This window comes from Tateyamaria sp. GN1-10, assembly GCF_055693845.1.
Genome location: NZ_JBVFUR010000004.1, coordinates 564,359 through 587,700, shown reverse-complemented (window position 1 = coordinate 587,700; position 23,342 = coordinate 564,359). Strand labels below are relative to the sequence as shown.

Genomic DNA, 23,342 nt, shown 5'->3' with positions numbered 1-23,342 from the left:
TAACCGATTGTTAAGGCTGTTCAGCCATTGCTGTCTCAAAGTCGAGCAGAACGCGCGACATGACGGAGACAAACGTGCAGCAGTTACTGAATGTCTGGATGGGCCTGGATATCAAGCGCCAAATCACTGTCGTCGCGGCGACGGTTGCAATGTTCCTTGCAATACTTGCGATGTCACGAATCGTGACGGCACCTACAATGACTCTGCTGTACGCCGGATTGGAGAATGGGGCAGCTGGTGAAGTGGTGAGATCGCTTGAACAACGCGGTATTCCATTTGAAGTGCGCGGCGGATCCATTTTTGTTGATGCGCAAGATCGGGATCAACTTCGGCTCACTCTGGCAAGTGAAGGATTACCGGCAAACAACAGCCGTGGATATGAATTGCTGGATAATCTGTCCGGCTTTGGCACCACCTCGCAAATGTTTGATGCAGCATATTGGCGCGCGAAAGAGGGCGAGTTGGCGCGCACAATTGTCTCGAGCCCTCACGTGGGAATGGCGCGTGTTCATATCGCCTCAACAGGATCCAACCCGTTTCAACGCAGCGTCACGCCCACAGCTTCCGTCGCAATCACCTCCAACGGTGGGCAGCTCACGACACAGCAAGCCAAAGCAATTCGGTTCTTGGTTGCATCTGCCGTGGCTGGGCTGTCTGCGGAAGATGTCGCTGTGATCGATGCAAACGGTACTTTGGTTGGCGCAAACGACGACTCAGCACCTGCTGCAGGTTCAGAAGACAAGGAAAAAATGCTTCGCGAGCGTGTGGAGCGATTGCTAGAGGCGCGCGTTGGCCCGGGAAACGCGGTGGTTGAGGTCAGCGTCGAAACCGTCACAGAAACGGAAGAGATCTCGGGAACGCCGGTTTGATCCACAGGAACGTGTGGTGATCAGCATGGACACTGAAGAACGTTCAAGTACTTCCAGCGAAGCCGCTGGAGGAGATGTGACTGTTGCCTCCAATCTACCGGATGGAGATGGCGCTGGAGGAGACAGCGCGTCATCACAGAACTCAGAAACTCGCGAGCGCATCAACTACGAAGTTTCCGAAACTGAGCGAGCCATTGTTAAAGCTGCCGGTGCAATTCGGCGTGTCACGGTCGCCGTGCTCGTCAACGAGGCAGTTGCTGATGCAGAGGGTGGCACTCAAACAATTCAGCGATCAGCAGATGAATTGAGTGCGCTGCGCGAACTAGTTGCTTCCGCCGTCGGTTTTAATGAGGACCGCGGCGATGTCATCACAATTAAGGCAATGGAACTACAATCAGTTGTGCCCCAAGGTACTGTCGCGGAAACATCAGTTTTCGACGACTTCCACATTGATGTGATGTCCGGAATCCAGATGGCAATCTTGGCCATTGTAACCCTAATACTTGGGCTTTTTGTCGTCAGACCCGTTTTGTCACGTGCGCCATCGTCACTGCCGGATAGTTTGCCAGCACCATTGCCGGAAGACACCACGGATACACCGGTGATCGCCAATTCTTTGGATGCCTCTTCTATCGGGGACATCAGCATCGACCGCGCTTCGGACAGGTTGCCGGATCTGTCTTCACTTGATCATGCACCGGTCGCTACAACAGTGGAGCATGTACAGGCAGATCCGGTTGATCGCCTTCGATCGATGATTGGTGAACGCCAAGAAGAAACAGTCGAAATACTGAGAAGCTGGCTCGAAGAGGAGCGCGCATAATGACCGCGTCGCACCTATTCCAAGACTTTGGGGGCATCCAGTCCTCGCAGCATTCTCGGCAAGACATTCCGATTGAAGACGTCGAGGACCAAAAGCTTGAAGCCTTTGAAAAGGGTTACCAAGCGGGTTGGGAGGACGCAGTAGCAGCGCAGACTGAAACACGCTCATTCGTTTCGAGCGGTTTGGCTAACAGCCTGCAGAACGCTTCGTTTGAGTATCACGAGTTGCGCGCGACGTTGAACGCGTCAGTTGAGGCAATTATGGGTAGCGTTGTTGGCATTGTGCTGCCTCAAATCGCACATGCAAGCCTCGGCGCACATGTGCGCGAAGAAGTGTCGGCATTAGCACGAAAAAGCTTGGATCGAAATATCGAGATTGCGGTCGCGCCAGAGACTGAGCCTGCGGTCCGTGCTGCACTCCAGGACGATCTTCCCACGCCTTTTGTCCTGACAACGGACAAGTTGCTGGCACCGACCCAAGTGATCTTGAGGCTGGACCGTAGCGAGGCAGAGCTGCACTTGGACCGTGCCATCGCGGATATTTCTGCAGCAGTTGCATCGTTTTTTGAAAACAATCCGAACGAGGCGAAAGATGGCTGAAACCCCTTCAAAGAAAGCTCTTGCATCTGACACGCACAATCCCTTCACAGCGGTCCCGATTGAAATAACAGTATCTGTCGGGCAGGCTCGACCATTGGTTCGCGACTTAGTGATGCTTGGCTCCAACGCTGTTCTCACACTTGACAAGCGCGTTGATGACCCCGTCGATTTATTTGTCGGGAACAAGTTAATCGCGAGAGGCACGCTGGAGGAAGCTGACGGCGACGACGAAGGGCAGTTGGTTGTACGGCTGACGGAAATACTTGATCTTGGTGCGGGCCTTTAGACGAATGGTCGGGCGCACCCTCCTCATCCTACTTTTGCTTTTTTTCCAATAGCTGCAGGTGCGCAGGATGTTTCCATCTCGCTTGGAGACGATACATCTCTGAGTGCAAGGACACTGCAGTTGATTGCCTTAATCACAGTCTTGAGCCTTGCTCCGGGTCTTGCAATCATGGTTACCTGCTTTCCATTTCTGGTGACGGTGTTATCCATCCTTCGCCAGGCGATTGGACTGCAACAGTCCCCTCCAAATATGCTAATTGTCAGTCTGGCCCTCTTCCTGACGTATTTTATCATGGAGCCAGTCTTTTCCGAAGCGTGGGCAAATGGCTTGGGACCGCTCGTGAACGAACAAATTGATCCTGGCGTCGCCTTTGTGCGCACGCTTGAACCATTTCGTGCGTTTATGGCAGCTCGACTTGATGCCGATACGTTTGCTGCAATGTCCGATCTGCGACCCGACACGCAAGGTGTCGCCCTCGAACCGGACGCGCCTTTATCAGTATTGATCCCGAGCTTTTTGCTGTCGGAGATATCCCGTGCATTTCAGATTGGTTTTTTGATCTTCCTCCCATTTTTGATTATTGATCTCGTTGCCGCGGCTGTCCTGATGAGTATGGGGATGATGATGGTTCCTCCTGCGATTGTCTCCTTGCCCTTCAAGCTAGCGTTTTTTGTCATTGCAGATGGTTGGGAGCTTATCGCTGGCAGTCTAGTCCGGAGCTACTTCTAGTTTCCAATCACACGGCTGCTTCAAACCATTTACGTGAAATGGGCATTCAGCCTGACTGAATAATTGGGTCAGACTTCATTGATTTTGGCATTGCGGCATGATCCACCGGCCAAAAGCGGGCGGTGATATGGGCAACCTTTTCCGGCTGATCGATAAGTAGATAGCGCGTTTGGAGCTCTATTTCCTGAAGCCCATAGCAGACCACGTGTAGATGACAGGCGTGTCTTGAACGGCATTATCCTCTTCAATCGCAATGGCTTAAGTTTGCGCGATGCACCTAAAGACTGTGGGGGCCACAAGACCCTATGCAAGCGCTGGAACGAGAAAGGTGTCTTTGCCCAGATCGTGATGGGCCTGGCCTCCAAGCACGGCGAGGAAAAAACGATCATGATTGATGCAACCGATCTTACGGCACACCGCACCGCGACCTGTATGGGCGTCAAAAGGAGGGCGTGGACACCTGATTGGACGCACCAAGGGGGGCAGGAACACTGTCGTCTGTGACAGTCATGGCCACCGGATCAGCTTCTTCGTCACTGCGGGACAGGTCAGCGACTACACCAGTGCGTGAGCATTACTGAGCAGCTTGCCGAGCGTAGACTGGCTACTTGGGGACCGTGGCCACGACGCCGACTGGTTCAGTGAGGCCCTGCATCCTCGGTCGAAACTCTTGGGCCAAAACTGCGCGATATGACAAGCGAAAGTATAAGCGACGCAATCGTATCGAGATCATGTTTGGCCGATTGAAAGACTGGCGGCGGGTTTCAACTCGATACAACCACTGTCCCAAGGCCTTCCTCTCCAAAATCGCCCTCGCGGCTACCATCATCCGTTGGGTGTGAGGCCCGAATTTAAGGGGTTTTTTGCAAGCCTGATGCGTTTTGGAAGAGTTAGCTCGTTGGACTCTTGACGTCATTTTCTTCTAGCAAACCGGCGCACCAAATACTGCAATGTGCCATGGTGGTGTGTTGGACTTCAAAGAAAGGCGGCCTGCCTCCAAGTAGCCTGTGTCAAGTGCAAGGGGCGGGCCGCACACTCTCGTGTCGCGGCCCCATGGCTTTTATCAAGACGCTTGGAGGGTCTTTGGGTTCAATGCCAATCGTCGTGACACTCCCAAGTCGCACCCGCTTGTTTCTGCATCTCGATCATAGACATGTCGGAAAAAACAGCCTGCTTGTAGGAGCCTGAAATCGCGTCAGGCGCATTGTCGCTTGAGAAAATCATTTCCCCGGCGGGCGCAAGGCCAGTCTCTGTGGCATCCATAACGGATCTTTCGTCGCTGATCTCGACGTCAGAGACCTTTTCACCTGCTTCTTGCAAGAAGACAAACCTGTCTGCTCCACCATCCTCGCCGCGTGTGTCCAGGCCTCGACCACCATTGCTTTCATCAGCTCCGTCGCTGTCCAGACCAATCACAATGTTGGGGGCATCGTCTTGCCCGATTGTTCTAATGGACGTGCCAGACCCGGCACCAAGCTCAAGCCAAACTTCATCTGTGTTGTAGTCCACCGTGATAGTGGCGCCGCGTCCGCCCAGACCTGTCACATCGAAGCTGCCCAAGCTACCGACAATCTCATCCGCGCTCATGAGCATGTACGTGCCATTGTCAATATAAGCTTGAGTCAGATCCACGGTCAGGTCCAGGTCGCCCAATTCGATGCGGGAAGTCACATTCGGGTTGTCTCCAAACGCGCCAGATCGGAATTCAGCGATACGGCCCAGACCCGATGCGTCGCTGGCAATCGTCAAATCAGCCCCCGCATCAAAGCGGATCACACCCAGATCGCCATCGTCGTCGTCAAAGCCGACCAACGCGTCCGCACCATCGATCACAAGTTCACCGTTCCCGCCAACCGTGTAAATTCCGCCGTCAGCACTCAGGATTGCCTGGCCACTTTCGATAACAAGGTCGACATTGCCGCTAACCAAACCCGTATTGGCAAATCGCCCGCCATCTTGTGTGACGCTCAGGACGCCTTGGCTTGAATAACCTCCCAGCCAGACTTGACCGGCGGCGGTAATGTCAATCTCGGCACCCGATGCACCGGATGTGGCCTGCCCGGTAACCGTCAGCCGACCGCTTGAAACCTCAAGACGACCATTGTCACCCATGTCGAGCGCAGAAATGGTTTGAGTGCCGCCATAGATCACGAGATTACCGCCAAGATCTACACTGTCGCCCGCAACGCTTCCCGCGATGTCGCCGCTGTCCCAATTAAGGCGGTTGTCCCAACGCACACCATCGCCTCGTTCATCAGGGATAAAACGCACCTCGCGGGCGTCGGCGCGGTTGTCCGGAAGAATACCAAAGGCCGCCTGGAAAAAGGCATTGAGTTCGTCTGCGGTGACTTCGTTGACCTGGATCCATTGTACTAGGTCATCGGTGGTCGCATTGGGGTCGTTGAGGAGCATGCGAGCCAAGTTATTCATGGTAGTCTGATCCAGAACATCTCGATCAAGGCCATCCACGTTTCGCTCATGAGACTCTTCGCGGTCATACAGGACGTCTTCGCCACTGAACCAATTGTAGACGACGGTGTCGTCAAAGAACGCAGCCCGCTGATTGTTCAGCCCACCGTTGTTGTAAAAGTGGCTGTCGAGTTCCCAAGGGGCTTCAGGATCGGTCAAATGGGCCACGATGTTTCCGATCAGGGCCGTTTGATATCCTTGATTGTCGATCCCCAATGACAAGGCACCCGCCGTTACCGCGTCGCGATACCCTGCATCCGTCACCACGTTGCCTTGGACGAGGGAGTAGTGCCCGATTGGTCCACCGTCGCCGCCACCGAGCACATTGAGCATGGCATTGTTGTCAAAGAACAGGTTGTCTTCGACGAAGCCACCGGTTCGAATTTGAGCGCCAAAGGATGCGGCCTGACCCATGATGTTGTCACGGAAAGTGACATCAAGGTTGTCATTCTGAACGTACACGGCGTGGCTGAACATGCCGGGCGCTTGCGGAGAGTCCGCACTGCGGTCGTATGCGTAGCCGTCTTCCCAGCCAATCTCGGTAAAGCGCGTGCCTTCGATCAAAAGGCCGACGCCACCTTGGGCATAGATGCCTTGAACCCGGTCATCGAATGCGTGCCAGGTACCACCGTGCACTGGTTCGTCAGGGTTCAGGTTATAGAAGTTGGAGTCGCGCAGAGTGAAGCTGTCAACATTCTGCACAACAAGCGCGCCTTCCTCGGTGCCGGTGACGGAATCGAAGATCACGTTGTTGCTTTGATCGCCAGGACCAGCCACCAGAACAGTATCCACGAAGTGCAGATCGTGGACGACTATATTGCTGAAATCATTGGCGATAAAGTAAATGTCGCCCTCTATGACCGGCTGTGCGCCTTCGCCATAGGAAGTGATAACGATAGGGTGCAGCGGGCTTTCGCCCTGCATGCCGCGGGTAGAGATGTCTTCACCGCGCGATTGATAGGTATACCCGGCCTCGAAACGCAGCCAGTTGGACGATGGCTCGGACCCTGTGCCGACCAGTTCCCCCCAAAGCATCATGGCGGCATCCATGTCCAACGCCGTATCCGCGCTCGACCCGTATTGGGGGTTGTCTGCCAGCCATTGTGCGTTGATCTGCCATGTCTGCAGCCCTTCTGCAGAAGCAATGTCGGCAATACTCAGAGCGTCGGATGACCCGGTGACATAAACTTCGCGGTGGTTGTCGCCTGTTTCGATGACCAATTCACTGTCATCATCAGTTTCCAGCATGTAGTGGTTGGCGCCGGTTGCCCAACCGGCGGCTTGACTGCCCTGCACAACATTCATCGAGATCGTCTGCTGCGAGGTTGCGCCACTTGCATCGGTCACCTCGATAGTAAAATCGAGGGAACCGGTGTAATCCGTTTCGGTCATCACCAGCGCCAGAGAATTGTCTGGATTGACCGTCAGCCGACCGTGGTCGGGACTATCAATGATTGAAATCGACTGTGCTGTGTCGAAGTTCTCTGGTTGCAATGTTGTAGTGCGGCCGCCAGAGATTTCAGCGGTCGTTTGCGTTGTAACTGTCAGCGGCATCGGTGCCTCTTTTCGTATCCAAGCCAATCCCTTAGCGACCGGCAAAAGTGTCCCGGGGGCTTGCAAAGGCAAACCCCGATTTCCTGCACACCGCGTCGGCATCAGCCGGCGATGCGCTGTTTTCTGTCAGATACTGCTCTGACCCTACGTTAACCGTTACTACTCAAACGTGCTTTTTTTAGTTCGAGATTGTGGCTGTAATACGGCACTGAATGGTCCGGGCAAGTCGACGTTGCCTCACGACGGATGAAGTCGCACAGTTTCGGCGAGGTTTTGCTAGTTAGTGGGCCTCAAGGCCGAATTCTGCCGCAATTCAGGTCGAATCCGTATCCGTATGGCGCGGATTTTCGCCCAACTTTCCTGCGATCAGGTTGGCGAGCTGCGCGGCTTCTTGTGCTACGTCGAAGTCGGCAGCGACCACGGAAGGGCCAGCTGCACCCATACGCGCGCGCAGAGCGCTGTCGACAATGATGGTTTCTAAATGGCGGCGAAGGGTCTGGACGTCTCCCGGTGGGGCGATAAGCCCAGTTTCCCCGTGCCGGACCAGCTCGCCAACTCCGGCCACTTGAGTGGTCACCACCGGGCGTGCGCTTGCAAGGGCCTCCATCAGGATCACGGGCAGACCTTCGGAGAAACTGGGCAAGACCAGTACATCATGATCTGCAAGCGCCTGTGCGACGCCAGCCTGATCCAGATAACCGGTAAAGCGAACACGATCACCGAACCGTGCTGCGGCGACTTCCAGTTTGGCCCGATCCTGACCGTCACCCACCATTGTCAGCGTTACACCTGTATGGGTAGGCATCAGATCGTCCAACGCCTCGAACAGCACGTGGACCCCTTTTTCGGGATCAAGGCGTCCAACAAAAAGCAGACGACACCCATCTGCGTTCTGTGGCAAGGCAGGAGCATCGGCATAGAGGGTGGGATCCACACCGCAATGGATGATGCGGAACCGATCCCAGTGGGTCTGATCAACAAATAGCATCAGTTGCGAACGTGCAAAGTGACTGATCACGGCGACAAACGCAGCATTCTCGGCCTTTGCACCCAACTTAAGTCCTTCGGGTTCAAAGAGGTCAACAGGACCATGCAGGGTGAACGAGTAGGGCACGCCGGTCAGCTCTTTGGTCAGCAGGGCGACCATGGTGCCGTTGGTGGCAAAGTGGCTGTGGATATGGCCGATGCCCTTCTGGTCAACGAAATCAGCCATAAGCGTTGCTTCCAGAAAATAGATCATCTGGTAGAGCATCGACTTCAGGCCAGGATTGCGCAGGCGCCACGCGGTGCGCAAAGCAGTAAAATAACGCGCTGGTTCTTTAAAGAGCCGCAGTTGCGCTTGGAGAAGCCTCAAGGGGTTCTTAGCCTCGCGCAGTAGATAATGGGTCGAGGCTGCTGCTGCACGCCCCTCTGCGCCGCTATGCTGGCTTTCCGCGGTTTCGCGCACGGACACCGTATGAATTTCAGCGCCCAAGTCCCGCAAGGCTGCGATTTCCCGCTCGATGAACGTTAGTGAAACGAGCGGATAAAGCCCGGTCAGATATGCAATACGGGGCAAGGCAAGGGCCTTCGATGCCATGGCGTGATCCTTCAATGGCACGATGCGCTCTGCTTAGTTCCACCCAAACCGCTTTTCCAATCCCAGGAAGAGCGTATTGGCGTCGCGATCGGCACTGCCTGTCTCAATGATGCGAACGGTAGAAAACTGCCCCACTAAATCCCAGTCCTGAGCCAAGTCGTGTCGATAAGTCAGATCAAGCCCGACGCGGCGCGTGTCGCTTGCCCCGACACCTTCTTCATCAGCATCGCGGAGGGAAAACAACACGTCCAGACTGCTTCGGGATGTGAGCTGCTGGTTCAGGTTGAGACTGAGGACCGAATTGATCGTTTCCACGTTGTCACGCGTAGTCGTGGGCGTCTGAGAGAGGTCGGCCGTGAATGTGGCGCGCGGCATCTCGTATTCCCAGTTCAAACCAAAAAGAGGCCGGGTGCCAAGTTCGTCGGCACGAGACAGGCCAATCGAATAGCCGAAGCCGCCGCGCGGCAGCTCAAGCGTACGCTGAAATTGCAAAGTCGTACGCCGACCGTTGGCATCAATGGGGCTGTCTAAAACCAATCCGGCCGTGCCATTGGGACGGGTCCAGGTGAGTTCGCCATCGGCGAAGATACCGTCAGTACGGGTTGTCGTGGTGCCAGATTGCTCAGTCTCTTGCCACCCCATGGCGAAGCGTCCTGCAAGGGTTGATGTAATGTCGGAGCGCAGTTCACCGCCCAACCGAACCGACTGTGTATCAAGGGCACCAGCCCCTTTCTCATCAAAATCAGACAGGCTGCCGATGAGGCCCACAGTTGTTGTCTGATCCATGGCAGCTGTAACCGAAAAACTCAGATCGGTCACATCTGCATCCAAAAGAGAGGGGTCGTCCGTATCTTCATAGGTTATGCTGGTTTGCGACAGGCGGTAACTGGCGCCCAACGGGCTCTCAATTCCAAAGGCACCTTCCAGCTCGAACCGGGTACTGCGGCGGTTGCCGCCGTCGAAGGTGTCAAAATCTACGCTTTCCGCGCTCTCGCCCGTTGCAAAACTTGTGCTGTCCAGCTCAGCATTTTCCAAGGTCACGCCAAGCCCGATGCGTGACCGTCCGACATCCCGGTCCCAACGAAGCCGCGCGTCCGAGTTTTCCACCGTCTCATCGGTGTCCTCACCAAAAACCAGATCGCCGCCTAGTCCTAAGGTAAACGTATCGATGGATGTGCGCCGTTCGAGTGAGAAATCCAGACGTGTACGGCTGATCAGACGGCTGTCTCCGGTGACACCCAAGTCAGGATTGTCGGACCATTCCAAGCCACTGCGAAGATCGAGAAACATACGTTGAGCGCTCTCAGGCAGCTCCTGGGCCTGGCCGGCAAACGCCAGCGCACAAACACCAATGGAACCCGTCCCTACAAGGCGCACCCAATATCGTGCTTCGCCTCTATCAGCCTGTTCGCGGGAGTTATTCGAACAAGCGCCTTTCTGGTACAAGAATAACATCCCCGTCCTTCAGCACGATATCGTTGCTCAATGCAGCCCCTTCGGCTAGGGCTTTGTAGTTGATTTTCCGGACCGTTTGGATGCCCGTTTTATGATCTGTGCGGCGCAATTGAAGGCGTTTGACAGCAGCGAACCGTGTCATACCGCCACCCATGGACAGCGCTTGCAAAATGGTGGTTCCGGGAGGCATTTCTGCCAGACCCGGCGTATTGAATTCACCCAGTAGATAGACGTTGATCGTCTGTGGCTCGAGCGGCTCGCGCTCTTCCGGTACCACAAATACGAAAACATTTGGTTCGGTCGCAAAGTTACTGGAGATAGCGATGCGAATATTGCGCTCAATCTGAGCGATGGTCAGCCCCGCTGCGCGCAGGGTTCCTGCAAAGGGGAATGTGAAGCGGCCATCCGGCAGCACCCGAACTGATCTGTCCAGGCTCGGATCCTCGAGCACCTGAATTTCCAGCGTATCGCCCGTATGCACACGATAGTTGCTTTGCGCGTCGGCCGCGGACAAAGTGCTAAATACGATGGCCAGCGCCAGCGAAATGAATAAAATGATGCGCGTCACAGGTTGGTTCCCGGTTCGGACCATGCTCGTTACCCAATGTCGTAGGGCCAGATTCTCATTCTGAAAAGCATGTTTGCTCTCAATAATGGAATTTCTTGGATATATGTTCTCTATTTAACACGCTGGATCAGGCCTGAACCGGTGCTTTGTAAAGTGCTGTGGGGTCAGAAACGGGTGTCTTAAGCTGCAACGCGATAGTCGCGCGACACATGCTATATCGCATGTCCGAGGGTTTCTCTTGCTGGATCGTTCTTGTCTGGGGCGCCCTTCTCAGCGAAGAACTTAACGTACAAGGTGACTGGTTTCGCGGCGCGGTGCCCCGCAAAGCTCATGTTGTGGCCATAAAACTGACCAATAACAGTTGCATGGCCGTGCGAATGGCAGATACGTATACTAAGTCAACAGCGCTCTATTTTATGCGTATATTTTATTTGAATTTTGAACAAAGAGATAAGGCAAGGTTTTGAAAAAACTCAAGGTTGCCGTTGTTGGACTGGGCAAGATGGGTCTGAGCCATTTTTCCATGGTCAATGCACACCCGGACGTGGAGTCGGTTGCCTGTGATGGGGCAGGCTTCATGGTTGATGTGCTTGGCAAGAACATCCAAACGCCCATCTACAAGGACTTTGACGCAATGCTGGCGCAAGAGCCGCTGGACGCGGTGGTGATTGCTACGCCGTCGCGCCTGCACGCGCCCATGGCCAAGGCAGCATTGGACAAGGGTCTGCATGTTTTTTGTGAAAAACCATTTTGTCTGAATTGGGCGGACAGCCAGCGCCTGACAGACTTGGCAAGGGACAAGGGGCGCGTCGCTCAAGTGGGCTATCATTATCGCTACGTCGGTGCCTTTGGCGAGATGAAGCGCTTGATCGAGGCGGGCGCCATCGGTCGCATCACCCACGTGTTGGCAGAGGCCTATGGCCCGGTTGTCCTGCGTTCGAAGAAGGCAACTTGGCGCACCGAGAAATCCGAAGGCGGCGGCTGTCTCTATGACTACGCCGCACATCCCCTGAACCTTTTGAACTGGTTTTTTGGCGCACCGGATCAGGTGATCGGGTCCCATCTGGGGCAGGTCTTTTCAGAAGGAACCGACGACGAGGTCTTTTCAACCCTGCGCTGGAACGACGGACCGACGGCACAACTGTCGGTGAATTGGTCCGATGAAAGCCATCGCAAAATGTCCACCAAGATCAGTCTGATCGGCACCAATGGGCGCCTGTATGCGGATCGGCAGGAATGCCAGGCCTATCTGCGTAAACCCGTAGATGGGCTGGAAGGCTACGGCGCGGGTTGGACTGTGAAATACACCACCGAGTTGACTGAAGATCGTTGGTTCTATTTGCGCGGAGAAGAATACTCCGCCCAGATCGATGAGTTTGTCGGCGCCATACAGGCAGGTGAAACAGTGGCCCGCGAAAATGATTTTGCTTCGGCCACGCAAACAGACAAAACCATGGCGATGATCATTGAAAACTCCGAGACCGGCATGCCCGTGGGCGAAGCGCGCGCAGCTGCGCCTCAGGCGGTGAAGAAACGCAGCTGGTTCGGGAGGTAGCGCAATGGATAAACTTTTGTTTGGCGACAACCAGTTTTTCGGCATCAACCACATGTCCGAAGAAAAGGCCCGTGCCCAGGCCATGCGGTTTCAAAAGACCGACGCGATCATGGAAGTGCTGGACACTGCCTATGAATCCGGCATCCACACGTTCATGTGCACGACCCACGACCGCATTGCAGAAGTTGCAGCACGGGTCAAAGCGGACCCGGTGAAGTACGACAAGTTTCAGTTCTATCCCTGCATGCCTTACGCTCATAAATACGCCAATGCAGTGACCGAGCATGGAATGGTAGGTGCCCTAAGAGAGTTCATGCCCAAAGACGGTCTTCTGTCCACTGCACTTGCGGGCGGCAAGGCACTGGCAACGAAAGAAGTTGACGGCATCTCGAAGGTGTTGATCGACATGGAGATGAAGATGTTCGAGGGCACGAAAGCTCCTGTGGTCTTTATCCAGAACGTTTTTACCGATCTGCTGCTTGGAATGGGCTTCACCCGAGCCTTCAAGATTTTTGATGATCATGTGCGGGAAAGCTGGGGGGTGGAACCGGCTTACATCACCATGAACATGCCCGCCCTTTTGGATGCGTTGGAAAAAGAAGGGATCGAACAACCGATCATATGTTCCAACATCAACAAGATCGGTTTTCGCATGTCGGGGGGATTTGACGCCTATCTCGACGCTCTGAAATCGGGGCGGGTGCGCGCGGTAGCCATGTCGGTCTATGCGTCTGGCGCAATCCCTGCAGATGAAGCGATCCACTGGATTTCCGAACTGCCTGGCGTCGAAAGCATTGTCTTTGGCGCATCTTCCGCTGGTAACATCCGTGGCACGAAAGAATTGGTGGATCAGTACATGGGCGAGGCAGTGTGATGGCGGACGGGCGCAGCATGGATACAAACCAGGGCCTTGGACAGATGAAACGCGTACCGATGCTGAATGCGTGGGTGCATGATGTTTCCATGGACGATCTGGTCGAGCAGTTTCGCGAGGGGGTCATGCTGACCTTGCATGTGGACATGATCATGAAGCTACAGCAAGATCGTGAATTCTATGATCTGCTGGATCAGTTCGACGTGATTACGTGCGACAGTCAGATCATGTATTTTGCGACGAAGTGGCTGGGCACACCCGTTGGCGAGCGGGTGTCTGGCTCGGACTATTTTCCGAAATTTTACACGCGCTACGCCGATGACCCGTCGATGACCGTGTTCCTCTGCGGCGGCAAACCGGGCATTGCCGAGCTGGCCGCCAAGAACGTCAATGAAAAGGTGGGACGCGAGATGATCGTGGGCACTGACAGCCCGTCCTTTGCCTTTGACGAGGATCCGGCAGAGATCGACCGCATGATCGCCGCCATCAATGACAGCGGTGCCACGGTGTGCCTGGTGGGTCTGGCTGGGGCGCGGCAGGAGAAATTCATAATGAAGTATCGTGATCGCATGCCCGGCGTGAAACTGTGGCTGCCGCTTGGCGGCACGATCGATTATGAAAGCGGCACATTCGCCCGCCCGCCCGTCTGGATCACGGAATGGGGGTTTGAATGGCTATACCGCTTGTTAAAGGAACCCCGCGCCCGCTTTCACCGCTACGTGGTGCACGAGCCGCCCTTCTTGTGGGCGGTCCTGAAGCAAAAGCTGGGACGCTACCGGGATCCGTTCAAGAATACATAGAAGCGACAGACCCGGTCACATCACATTAAAGAAAAGCATTGGGACAGTGTAATGAAGAAACTTATAGGCAGCTTTTTGGTATCTCCGGAATTCCAGCGTTCCCTGCTGGCGTTACCGGTCCGCGCCATGGTGCGCGCAACAGACGGTTTCATGAAGTATTCGACCGCGTTCAAGATGGATATGCAGATCGTGGAGCGGCCGCACTATTCTTACTGCATGCTCAAGGCGGCGGAGCTGGCCGTGCGACTGGGACACGACCGAATTTCGGCGATCGAATTTGGCGTCGCGGGCGGCAACGGCTTGGTCTACATGTGCGCATTCGCCGAAGAAGTGAAAAAAATGACCGGGGTCACGGTCGACTGCTATGGGTTTGATACTGGCGAAGGCATGCCAGACCCCGAAGGCGAGGCCGACTTGCCCTATTGGTTCGCAGCCGCGCAGTACCGGATGGATGTGCCAGCGCTCAAGGCGCGTGTCCCACAAGCCAAGCTGGTGTTGGGCAACATCCGGGACAGCATCGACGGGTTCATCGAAGAGTATAACCCAGCACCGATCGGTGCGATCTTTAACGACACCGATTACTGGTCATCGACCCGGGAAAGCTTCCGGCTTTACGACAAGATCAAGTCACATCCTGATGCCTTCCTGCCGCGCCAGTTCATGTATTTTGACGACGTGCTTGGCTCCGAAACCGAGATGTATGGCCCCCACAACGGTCAGATCCTTGCGATCAACGAATTCAACGCGCAACAGGATGCGGTGAAAATTCATCGGAACCAGAACCTGCTGAGCTTTGATCACTTGGCCTACCGGTTCCAGATTTACTACGCACACCTGTTCGAGCATCCGACGTACAACACTTACGTGGGCGGCGAGCGGCAGGAACACCTGCAGGACCTGCTCAAGTTGAAAGCGGCGGGTTAAGGGAAAGCTGCTTTGGCGAAAGGAATTGCATGATGTCTTTTCCAGTGTACTCAACTCCAGAGGACAGAGCATGATTACCCCTGTTTTACTCTGCGGCGGCTCCGGTACGCGCCTTTGGCCGCTGAGCCGCAAGTCTTATCCCAAGCAATTTGCTGCAATTCTGGGTGAGGAGACCTTGTTTCAGGCCTCGGCTCGGCGTCTTTCTGGCCCGAAATTTGCAGCACCCATCGCGGTCACGGCCTCGGATTTTCGCTTTATCGTGACCGAGCAGATGCACGAAATCGGTATTGACCCCGGCGCGATCTTAATTGAGCCCGAGGGTCGCAACACCGCGCCCGCCATTCTGGCTGCGGCCTTCCATGTGGCGGCAAACGATCCAGCTGCGTTGATGTTGGTGGCGCCTTCGGACCATGTTGTTCCGGATGCGGATGCATTTCGCAAGGCTGTAGAAATCGGTTCTGGTCCTGCGCAAAATGGGCAACTGGTGACCTTTGGCATTACACCGACACATCCAGAGACCGGGTACGGGTATCTGGAGTTGGCCTCAATTCCAGAGGGAGACACGCCGGTTTCGCTCACCCGATTTGTAGAAAAGCCTGACGCCGAACGTGCGACTGCAATGGTCGCGGGCGGCCGGCATCTTTGGAACAGCGGGATTTTTCTGTTTCGCGCCTCCGATATCATTGCCGCGTTCGAAGCGCATGCGCCCTCGCTCATTGCGCCTGTGCGCGAAGCCTGTGAAATGGCGCAGCCTGATCTTGGTTTTTTGCGCCTCGCACCCGAGCCTTGGGCGAAGGCCGAGGAGATCTCGATCGACTATGCCGTCATGGAACGCGCTGACAATCTGAGTGTTGTCCCGTTTCAAGCTGGCTGGTCCGATCTGGGTGGTTGGGACGCTGTGTGGCGCGAAACAGATCCTGATGCGGACGGCGTGGCCTTGTCGATTGGTGCCACAGCCATCGACTGCCACGACACGCTTTTGCGCTCCGAAGTCGAAACGCTCGAACTTGTGGGCATCGGCCTCGACAACATCGTCGCTGTGGCAATGCCGGATGCGGTACTTGTTGCCGACAAATCCCGGGCCCAAGATGTGAAGGAGGCCGTGGTTGCCTTGAAGGCAAAACAAGCCTTACAGGCGACAACTTTCCCAAAAGACCACCGCCCTTGGGGCTGGTTCGAAAGCCTTGTCATCGGCCAGCGCTTTCAAGTCAAACGCATCCATGTCCATCCCGGCGCCGCCTTGAGCCTACAAAGCCACCATCACCGGTCCGAACATTGGATTGTCGTCGAAGGAACCGCCAAGGTGACAATCAATGACGACGTCAAGTTGGTGAGCGAGAACCAGTCTGTTTACATTCCCCTTGGCGCCAAGCACCGTATGGAAAACCCAGGCAAAGTACCTATGGTGCTGATTGAGGTGCAAACAGGCAGTTACTTGGGGGAAGACGATATCATCCGTTACGAAGACGTTTATGCGCGTGGGTGAGCCGTCCACGCGCTTGCCGTCTGATGCAAGCCGCATGAATGGCATAATCCAGATCATATGAGGCTCAGCTAAGCGGGCTTTACCGCGCCAAATCCAATTTGCTATTTGTACAGTACGACATCCAATAAATGGGGCTGTCACAGGCTACGAACGCGCTTAGATGTGCAATAAATCGCACCACCAAGCACCCAACATATGTTTCAAGGCCCTGGCTTCAGTGTGGGAAACCATCGGGAAGTCCAGTAGAGCTTCGTCGACAATGAAGGCTTCTCAGAATGTGAAGGTTTCAATTGGGCTGCGGCACATCTGAAAACAACAGCCCGCGGCGTCATGCGATCAATTCTCGGCAAGTGTGGCGCCACATCTAGTCAGATAAAATGAGCCACGGAATGACATTTGATGAACTGCACCTCCCAAACCGTCCGGGTACAAAAATTTGTCTCGCCCGCGAATTCGGAAAGTTATACTATTATGAGCATTGATTAAAGTTGTAGTGATTAGGAATGATTGTGCCTCACGACCCGTTGTATGTCACGCGTCCAACCTTACCGCCGCGCGATGATATTGAGGATCTTTTGAAGGAGATTTGGGACAGCCGCTTTTTGACCAATCGCGGCCCCCTACTGCAGCGTTTTGAAACCGAACTCGAACGTTATCTGGATGTGCCGCATGTCTCCATTGTGGCGAATGCCACATTGGGTTGCATGGTTGCGCTGCGTAGCTTGGGCATTGATCAAGGCGAGGTTATTACCCCGGCCTTTTCATTTGTGGCAACGGCACATGCGGCCCGCTGGGTCGGCTTCGACATCGTCTTTGCTGACATCGATCCTGTAACGCTGAATCTGGATCCCAAAGATGTCGAACGGCGCATCACACCACGCACCCGCGCCATTTTCCCGGTACATTGCTATGCCAACCCTTGTGATGTCGAAGCTTTGGCCGAAATTGGGGCACGCCACAATATCCCCGTGATATATGACGGAGCGCACTGCTTCGGAGCTGTTGACGAAGGCGGTAGCTTGCTACGTCATGGCGATCTTTCAGTCGTCAGCTTTCATGCCACCAAGGTCTTCAGCACTTTTGAAGGTGGCGCCATCATCTCGCATGATGCCAAAACCAAGCAGTTGATCGACCGACTGTGTAACTATGGCATCGTAGATGAAACACAAATTGAAACATTGGGGCTCAATGCCAAAATGAGCGAGCTCCATGCCGCTCTCGGCTTGGCGCAATTGCCCTACGTGGCCAGTGACATTGAGAAAAGAGCCAAGGTTTCGCAGAGGTATTGGGATCAGATGTCAAAGGTTCCAGGCGTTACCTGCGTTTGTCCGCCCAATCGCGCCGGTCTAAACTACTATTCCTTTCCCATCCTTGTGGGGCAGCAGTACCCGATGTCGCGGGATATGCTGTATCAGAAGCTGCAAGACGTAGGCGTCCACGCGCGGAAGTATTTCTATCCCTTGCTGGCAGATCTACCGATGTATTCCGACGTGTCGTCCGGCGGTTTGGACAACGCACGGCGAGCGTCAGAGCAAGTGCTGTGTCTGCCGCTCTACCCTGACTTGGCGTCGACAGATCAGGACAGGATTATTGCCTGCATTTGCGATCCATGCGGCTGAATACGCCCTATCTGAAATGGGGTATCCAGCGACTGGTGGCGCGCCATGCCAAAGACTTGCTGTCACAAGCCAGTCACAGTTGGGAAATCTGCCCAGCAGAAACAGCACAAATTCCGCCTGCCATTTGCCTTGATGGGTCAATGGACCGGGTCACGAGGGTCTCGCCCTGGTGCGATTGGGAAAGACAGTGGCTTCTCGTCAAAGGCGGGCAAGCGGAACATGCCGCAACACGTGCGTACATGATCAAGGATGTGGACCTGCGCGATGCCTTTCTTTACCGCGGAGCGGCCAAGGCTCAACCCGGGTTTGGGGCAGGGCGCCTGTTTTCGAACCAAGCTGGTCACGTGCAAAAGCTCAAGTCGGCCCATATGATGTCGCAATGGGCCGGCAGTCACTATTTTGGCAGTTACATGCGTGATGAACTGCCTTTGGGCCTTTTGCCACCCGAAGGCGCGCCATGTATCACGGTTACCACCAACGCGTATGGGCATGAGGCCGGCTATCGCAAGATTCTGTCCCTGCCCAAACCGCCCCGTACAACTGCAGCTCGGATCAGCGAACTGACATTATATTCGGATTTTTCCCAGAACAGTTCGAAAGCAGCGCGCTATAGGGAACTGCGCCAAAGGGTACAGGATCATTTCAAAGGATCAGACTCAAAGACTCCGAAGGGGGTCTACCTCAAGCGTGGAACAACAGGGGAGCGGCGCGTGGTGGTGAACGAGGCCGCCTTGGAACAGCTCCTCACAAAGTTGGGCTTTGACATTGTCGAACCAGTAAAGCTGACTGCTGAAGAGATTGTGCAGCGTTTGCTCAATGCACCTGTCATCATTGGCGTTGAAGGAAGTCATCTGGCCCATACCATGTACACGTTGGCAGATAATGGAACACTTGTGGTTATCCAGCCACCGGATCGATTTGCGTTGCCCTATAAGGAGTTTGCCGACCGGCTGGAACTTGGGTTTGCCTTCGTGGTTGGACATCCGGCAGAAGATGGATTCACCGTCGATCTTGACGAGATGAAACGCATTTTGGACTTGGTGCCATGCGCGTGATCCCGCAACCAGAATTGATCTTACTGCCCAGCCTCGCCGCACATGAGGACAAGAATGGATCGCTCTTCCTCACCCAAAAGTACCTGGACGGTGTTGCAGAGTTTGAAAAACTCTGGCCCGGCAAAGTAACATCGTTGATCACCGTGGACAAAACGCCGAATTCCGAGATGGATTTGGTTGAAGTTGATCTGAATGTCTCGCCCCCAACACTGGAACGACGGCCGACGGCGGCCGAGGATTTGGTCCGCCGACTACAGAACGTAACGGCTGTGTTGGCGCACCTGGCGCCGCAGGAGGCTGAAACCGCCGAACTGTGCCACCAAATGCAGGTGCCGATCGTTTTCACCAGTGAATACACACCCAAAACAGAAGCGCAGATCGTGGATGCAACCACAACCAACCCAGTGTTGCGGGTGCGACGCAAGCTGTGGATTCGGCAGGCCGAAAAAACCCGCGTTCACATACTTCGCAACTACGCTGCGGGACTGCAATGCAGTGGAACGCCCACCTATGATCACTACAAAGCATTGGTTCCAGACGCCCATCTTTTCTTTGATAACCGTGTGCGCAATGCCCACGTCATATCAGAGGACGATCTGGCCGCCAAAGCGAAGCGGGTTAAAGAGGGTAATCCCTTGCGCCTGGTGTTCGGCGGACGTCTTGTCGCGATGAAAGGTGTCCAGGACCTTCCCAAGGTGGCCCGTGCGTTACGCGAATTGAACATCCCCTTCACACTGGACATTGTGGGTAGCGGGCCTCTGCAAGAGTCATTGCAAAACGAAGTCTCCGCCATGGGTGATCCGAGCATACGACTACGGCCCGCCATGGATTTCAGGACGGGTTGGGTTCCATTCCTGCGCGAGGAAGCAGATTTGTTCATTTGCTGCCACCCGCAAGGGGATCCATCCAGCACTTACCCAGAGGTCATGTCCTGCGGCACACCCATCGTCGGCTATGACAATGAAGCCTGGGCGGGTGTTTTGCGCAGGTCAGGTGCAGGTTGGAGCGTTCCTCTACAAGACAGCGATGCCTTGGCCAAAAAGGTTGCTGAGCTGCACGTAGCGCGGGATGAAGTTGCGCAGATGGCAGTGCTCTCCCGTGATTTTGCTTTGGAAAACTGTTTTGAGAGAACGGAAGTTCAACGCGCCAGACACTTGATGCAAATCGCCTTACCTGAGATGCAAACCGCTTCCAAATCCTGACCAACTTCACAGAGGCGTTCATCACTCGAATGCAGAGATTGTGGCAAACCTAGGAAAACGTAGTTAGCATTCTCAGAGTCGGCACTGCGCGTCACAGCATCAAAAAAGACTGGCACACAAAAGAAAAGGGCCAGCGTGGAGGCTGGCCCGAAGTCTTTCGAATTTTACGCAGTTCAGGTCGTGGCTGTCGCCGTGATGGTGCGCCGCCGACGCATAAGTGCCAAACCACCCAAACCGGTCAGGATCAATAGACCGCCAGCGGGCAACGGCACAGCCGATACCAGATCAAACGTGATGTTTTGCAGGCGGAAGTTGTCATTCCAGCTGTCGACGCCAAAGCCGATGATGGATCCCACCAACTCACCTTCGCCGAACGCGAAAGTGTAAGGGTTATTTGCGCCACCACCCAGATTATCTTCGTACACTACAGGTGTCGAAGGGACAGCCGTGTCTTCGTACACGCCGTAAGCAAACGTGTCGTCGTTGTCCCAAAACGAGAACGTAATGGATGTGATCTGGACTATCAGGTCACCAAAATCGAGGAGAGCGAATTCGTCGGGGCCCGCGCCATCGATTTGGCTGTTGTCCAGACATGAGTTCGCCCAGCGGCAATCATAAACACCGAGACCGCCATTATCGCCGGGACCATCCCAGCTGGACGTCCAGTAGTTTTCGGTATTCGTGATCGTGCCAAATCGGTTCACGCGAACGCCATCAACGGCCACGTCGACCGAGCCGTCTGTGCTTGTGTAGGTATTGGTTCCGCTCGTGTAATATTCATTAACGTCGAAATTGATTGTCGTCGCACTGGCGGTGGAACCAACAAATGCTAAAGCGACTGAAAACACGCACGCGCTCAATCTGTTACTCAGGTCAAAAATCATAACTTCTGTACCACTTCATAAAAACTGGACGCTTCTAACGTCGTCCAAACCGACTTATTAACCGATGTTTAACATGCTTTGCATCTCATGCGCAATCTTACAAATAGCTGATTAAGCATGACTTTTCTCTTTTTGGTTGAATCATCGGAGGCGAAAAGTGTGGGAAGCGTCGGCATTTCCTACCTGAGATTGTTAAATGCTACGCGCGGTTGTGAGCGAAGCATTGAGTTTCTGAGAGCTTCTGTGAACGCCCTCGGCCAATCGAATCAGTTTACTCCGTTGGTGATACGAAGCTGAGCAGCCCTGAAAATGCGCTGATTGAGACCGTCTTGCGTTGGAAGGATATGCACGATTGACGAACACATGCCCTGCACCTCCGGCCCCCGTGCTCGCCTATCTGCGCAGCCCTCTTGTCGTACAATCCGATTTGTGCCACCAAAACCAAGTATTTGGATTGAGTTTTTTGACTTGCACTGCCCGTGCGTTCCCCAAGCATTCAAAAGGTGGGTAAGAGATGGAACGCAAACACAGAGTTTTAGTGATTGCCGAAGCGGCCAATCCGGAATGGACGAGTGTGCCTTTGGTTGGCTGGTCGCTTGCATCAGCTTTGCGTGACGCCGTTGATGCTCATCTAGTTACCCAAGTGCGCAACCGGGATGCAATTGTGCGCGCAGGTTGGGAAGAAGGTATCGATTTCACCGCGATTGATACCGAAGCTTTGGCGCGCCCGATGTATGCCTTGTCCGAGAAAATTAAGCTGGGCTGGTCTGGAACGACAGCGATCGCAGCGGTGACATACCCTTACTTTGAGCGTTTGGTTTGGCAGAAGTTTGGGCAAGATATAATGGCGGGCAAGTATGATGTGGTTCACCGTGTCACGCCCTTGTCTCAATCAGCCAACAGTTCGCTGGCACCAAAATGTGCAAAGGCGGGTGTGCCCTTTGTGGTAGGTCCGTTGAATGGCGGCGTCCCTTGGCCAAAGGGATTTCAGCGTGAACGACGGCGCGAACGGGACTGGTTGTCTTATATTCGCTGGACATACCGGCTTGTCCCAGGACGCCGAGCAATGCTGAAGAGTGCCTCAGCGATCATCACTGGCTCTCAATCCACCTTGAGGGAGATCCCGTCAGCCCATCACCATAAATGTGTGCATTTGCCGGAAAATGCGATTGATCCGGCACGTTTCAACCAGACAGCAGAGCAACCGGGAACACTGCCGTTGCGGGCCTGTTTCATTGCCCGCATGGACCCTTGCAAAGGGACCGACATGCTTGTCGAAGCGGCCGCACCGCTATTGAAAGATGGGCGCATGACACTCGATATGATTGGCGATGGACCGATGATGCCAGAGGTGCGTGCACTGGTGGATCGATTGGGTGTTGCTGATGCAGTTACCTTTCATGGCTGGATTGACCACAAAACGGTCCAGGATATTGCGGCTAAGGCCGATCTTCTGACCTTCCCAAGTATCCGTGAATTTGGTGGTGGCGTCGTGCTGGAAGCCATGGCACTGGGTGTTGTTCCCGTTGTTGTCGACTATGGTGGGCCCGGCGAGTTGGTTGTCCCGGGAACAGGTTTCAAGGTGGCGATCGATGACCGGCCCGTTGTGATTGCGGCGCTTCAAGATCAACTTGAAGCCATTGCGGCTGACCCGACCGTACTGCCCAAATTGGGGCAAGCCGCGCAAGATCGGGCTCTGACGCACTTTACTTGGCCAGCCAAGGCCAAGCAGATCATCGAAGTTTATGATTGGGTACTGGGCCACCGTAAAAACAAGCCCGATCCACTCGCCGCGCGGGAAAGCGCGTGATGCCTGCATGACAAAGCCCCGGTTTTGCCGTAGTTCTATGCCACACTTGTCGTAAATGTACCGCATGACACTGTAATTCTAGCGGACCAAGTGATACAAAGACGCTCCTGCGCGAGATGATTTCCTGGTCGCATAAGGCTGATTTATTTAGGTAGACCATTGAAAACGGATTTGTACCTCAAACATTTCCAGTTTCGGGAGC

Annotated in this window: 17 protein-coding genes and 2 pseudogenes; 14 read left to right on the top strand and 5 right to left on the bottom strand. The window is 54.6% G+C overall.

What is annotated here, in order from left to right; translation table 11 throughout:
* Positions 1-74 precede the first annotated feature (74 nt).
* The 5 genes and pseudogenes from fliF (at position 75) to ACZ1HN_RS04685 (ending at position 4,148) form a co-directional block, all read left to right on the top strand.
* A pseudogene (gene fliF, locus ACZ1HN_RS04705) lies at positions 75-1,692 on the top strand (flagellar basal-body MS-ring/collar protein FliF).
* Positions 1,692-2,291 carry a FliH/SctL family protein gene (locus ACZ1HN_RS04700; RefSeq protein ID WP_472726657.1) on the top strand — a complete coding sequence of 200 codons (600 nt, stop codon included), beginning with the start codon at positions 1,692-1,694 and terminating at the stop codon, positions 2,289-2,291. The pseudogene fliF and the gene ACZ1HN_RS04700 overlap by 1 nt, the downstream one beginning before the upstream one ends.
* Positions 2,284-2,577 (top strand): FliM/FliN family flagellar motor switch protein, encoded by a 294-nt coding sequence (locus ACZ1HN_RS04695; protein WP_299204224.1) that lies wholly within the window; start codon positions 2,284-2,286, stop codon positions 2,575-2,577. The genes ACZ1HN_RS04700 and ACZ1HN_RS04695 overlap by 8 nt, the downstream gene beginning before the upstream one ends.
* 48 nt (positions 2,578-2,625) lie before the next feature.
* Entirely contained in the window at positions 2,626-3,306 is a 681-nt protein-coding gene (gene fliP, locus ACZ1HN_RS04690) for a flagellar type III secretion system pore protein FliP (RefSeq protein WP_472729278.1), read from the top strand.
* Positions 3,307-3,433: 127 nt separating this feature from the next.
* Positions 3,434-4,148, top strand: a pseudogene (locus ACZ1HN_RS04685) (IS5 family transposase).
* 247 nt (positions 4,149-4,395) lie between these two features.
* Here the strand turns inward: ACZ1HN_RS04685 and ACZ1HN_RS04680 are convergent.
* The 4 genes from ACZ1HN_RS04680 to ACZ1HN_RS04665 all read right to left on the bottom strand — a co-directional run bounded on the left by ACZ1HN_RS04680 (position 4,396) and on the right by ACZ1HN_RS04665 (position 10,931).
* The gene (locus ACZ1HN_RS04680) at positions 4,396-7,329 is read right to left on the bottom strand and encodes an Ig-like domain-containing protein (protein ID WP_472726656.1); all 2,934 of its coding nucleotides are present in this window, start codon (positions 7,327-7,329) and stop codon (positions 4,396-4,398) included.
* 313 nt (positions 7,330-7,642) lie between these two features.
* Entirely contained in the window at positions 7,643-8,908 is a 1,266-nt protein-coding gene (locus ACZ1HN_RS04675) for a glycosyltransferase family 4 protein (RefSeq protein WP_472726655.1), read from the bottom strand.
* Positions 8,909-8,941: 33 nt separating this feature from the next.
* The gene (locus ACZ1HN_RS04670; RefSeq protein ID WP_472726654.1) at positions 8,942-10,198 is read right to left on the bottom strand and encodes a hypothetical protein; all 1,257 of its coding nucleotides are present in this window, start codon (positions 10,196-10,198) and stop codon (positions 8,942-8,944) included.
* Between the two features lie 127 nt (positions 10,199-10,325).
* Positions 10,326-10,931 carry a polysaccharide biosynthesis/export family protein gene (locus ACZ1HN_RS04665; protein ID WP_472726653.1) on the bottom strand — a complete coding sequence of 202 codons (606 nt, stop codon included), beginning with the start codon at positions 10,929-10,931 and terminating at the stop codon, positions 10,326-10,328.
* A 463-nt stretch (positions 10,932-11,394) separates the two neighbouring features.
* Between ACZ1HN_RS04665 and ACZ1HN_RS04660 the strand changes: the two genes are divergently transcribed.
* The 8 genes from ACZ1HN_RS04660 (at position 11,395) to ACZ1HN_RS04625 (ending at position 20,446) form a co-directional block, all read left to right on the top strand.
* On the top strand, positions 11,395-12,486 hold the full coding sequence (locus tag ACZ1HN_RS04660) for a Gfo/Idh/MocA family protein (RefSeq protein WP_472726652.1): 1,092 nt from the start codon (positions 11,395-11,397) through the stop codon (positions 12,484-12,486).
* A gap of 4 nt (positions 12,487-12,490) precedes the next feature.
* Positions 12,491-13,360, top strand: coding sequence for a hypothetical protein (locus ACZ1HN_RS04655; protein ID WP_299704971.1), 870 nt, complete (start codon positions 12,491-12,493; stop codon positions 13,358-13,360).
* Positions 13,361-13,377: 17 nt separating this feature from the next.
* Positions 13,378-14,160, top strand: a complete 783-nt coding sequence (locus ACZ1HN_RS04650) for a WecB/TagA/CpsF family glycosyltransferase (protein ID WP_299704973.1) — start codon at positions 13,378-13,380, stop codon at positions 14,158-14,160.
* 51 nt (positions 14,161-14,211) lie between these two features.
* On the top strand, positions 14,212-15,084 hold the full coding sequence (locus tag ACZ1HN_RS04645; RefSeq protein ID WP_472729381.1) for a hypothetical protein: 873 nt from the start codon (positions 14,212-14,214) through the stop codon (positions 15,082-15,084).
* Positions 15,085-15,154: 70 nt separating this feature from the next.
* Positions 15,155-16,570: a mannose-1-phosphate guanylyltransferase/mannose-6-phosphate isomerase gene (locus ACZ1HN_RS04640; RefSeq protein WP_472726651.1), complete on the top strand. Its 1,416-nt coding sequence runs from the start codon at positions 15,155-15,157 to the stop codon at positions 16,568-16,570.
* Positions 16,571-17,073: 503 nt separating this feature from the next.
* On the top strand, positions 17,074-18,189 hold the full coding sequence (locus ACZ1HN_RS04635) for a DegT/DnrJ/EryC1/StrS family aminotransferase (RefSeq protein WP_472726650.1): 1,116 nt from the start codon (positions 17,074-17,076) through the stop codon (positions 18,187-18,189).
* Positions 18,180-19,244, top strand: a complete 1,065-nt coding sequence (locus ACZ1HN_RS04630; RefSeq protein WP_472726649.1) for a glycosyltransferase 61 family protein — start codon at positions 18,180-18,182, stop codon at positions 19,242-19,244. The genes ACZ1HN_RS04635 and ACZ1HN_RS04630 overlap by 10 nt, the downstream gene beginning before the upstream one ends.
* Positions 19,245-19,516: 272 nt before the next feature.
* On the top strand, positions 19,517-20,446 hold the full coding sequence (locus ACZ1HN_RS04625; RefSeq protein ID WP_472726648.1) for a glycosyltransferase: 930 nt from the start codon (positions 19,517-19,519) through the stop codon (positions 20,444-20,446).
* Between the two features lie 173 nt (positions 20,447-20,619).
* Here ACZ1HN_RS04625 and ACZ1HN_RS04620 read toward each other — a convergent pair whose 3' ends face one another.
* Entirely contained in the window at positions 20,620-21,294 is a 675-nt protein-coding gene (locus tag ACZ1HN_RS04620) for a VPLPA-CTERM sorting domain-containing protein (RefSeq protein WP_472726647.1), read from the bottom strand.
* A 550-nt stretch (positions 21,295-21,844) separates the two neighbouring features.
* On the opposite strand from ACZ1HN_RS04620, the gene ACZ1HN_RS04615 reads away from it, so the two are divergent.
* Entirely contained in the window at positions 21,845-23,140 is a 1,296-nt protein-coding gene (locus tag ACZ1HN_RS04615; RefSeq protein WP_472726646.1) for a glycosyltransferase family 4 protein, read from the top strand.
* Positions 23,141-23,342 lie beyond the last annotated feature (202 nt).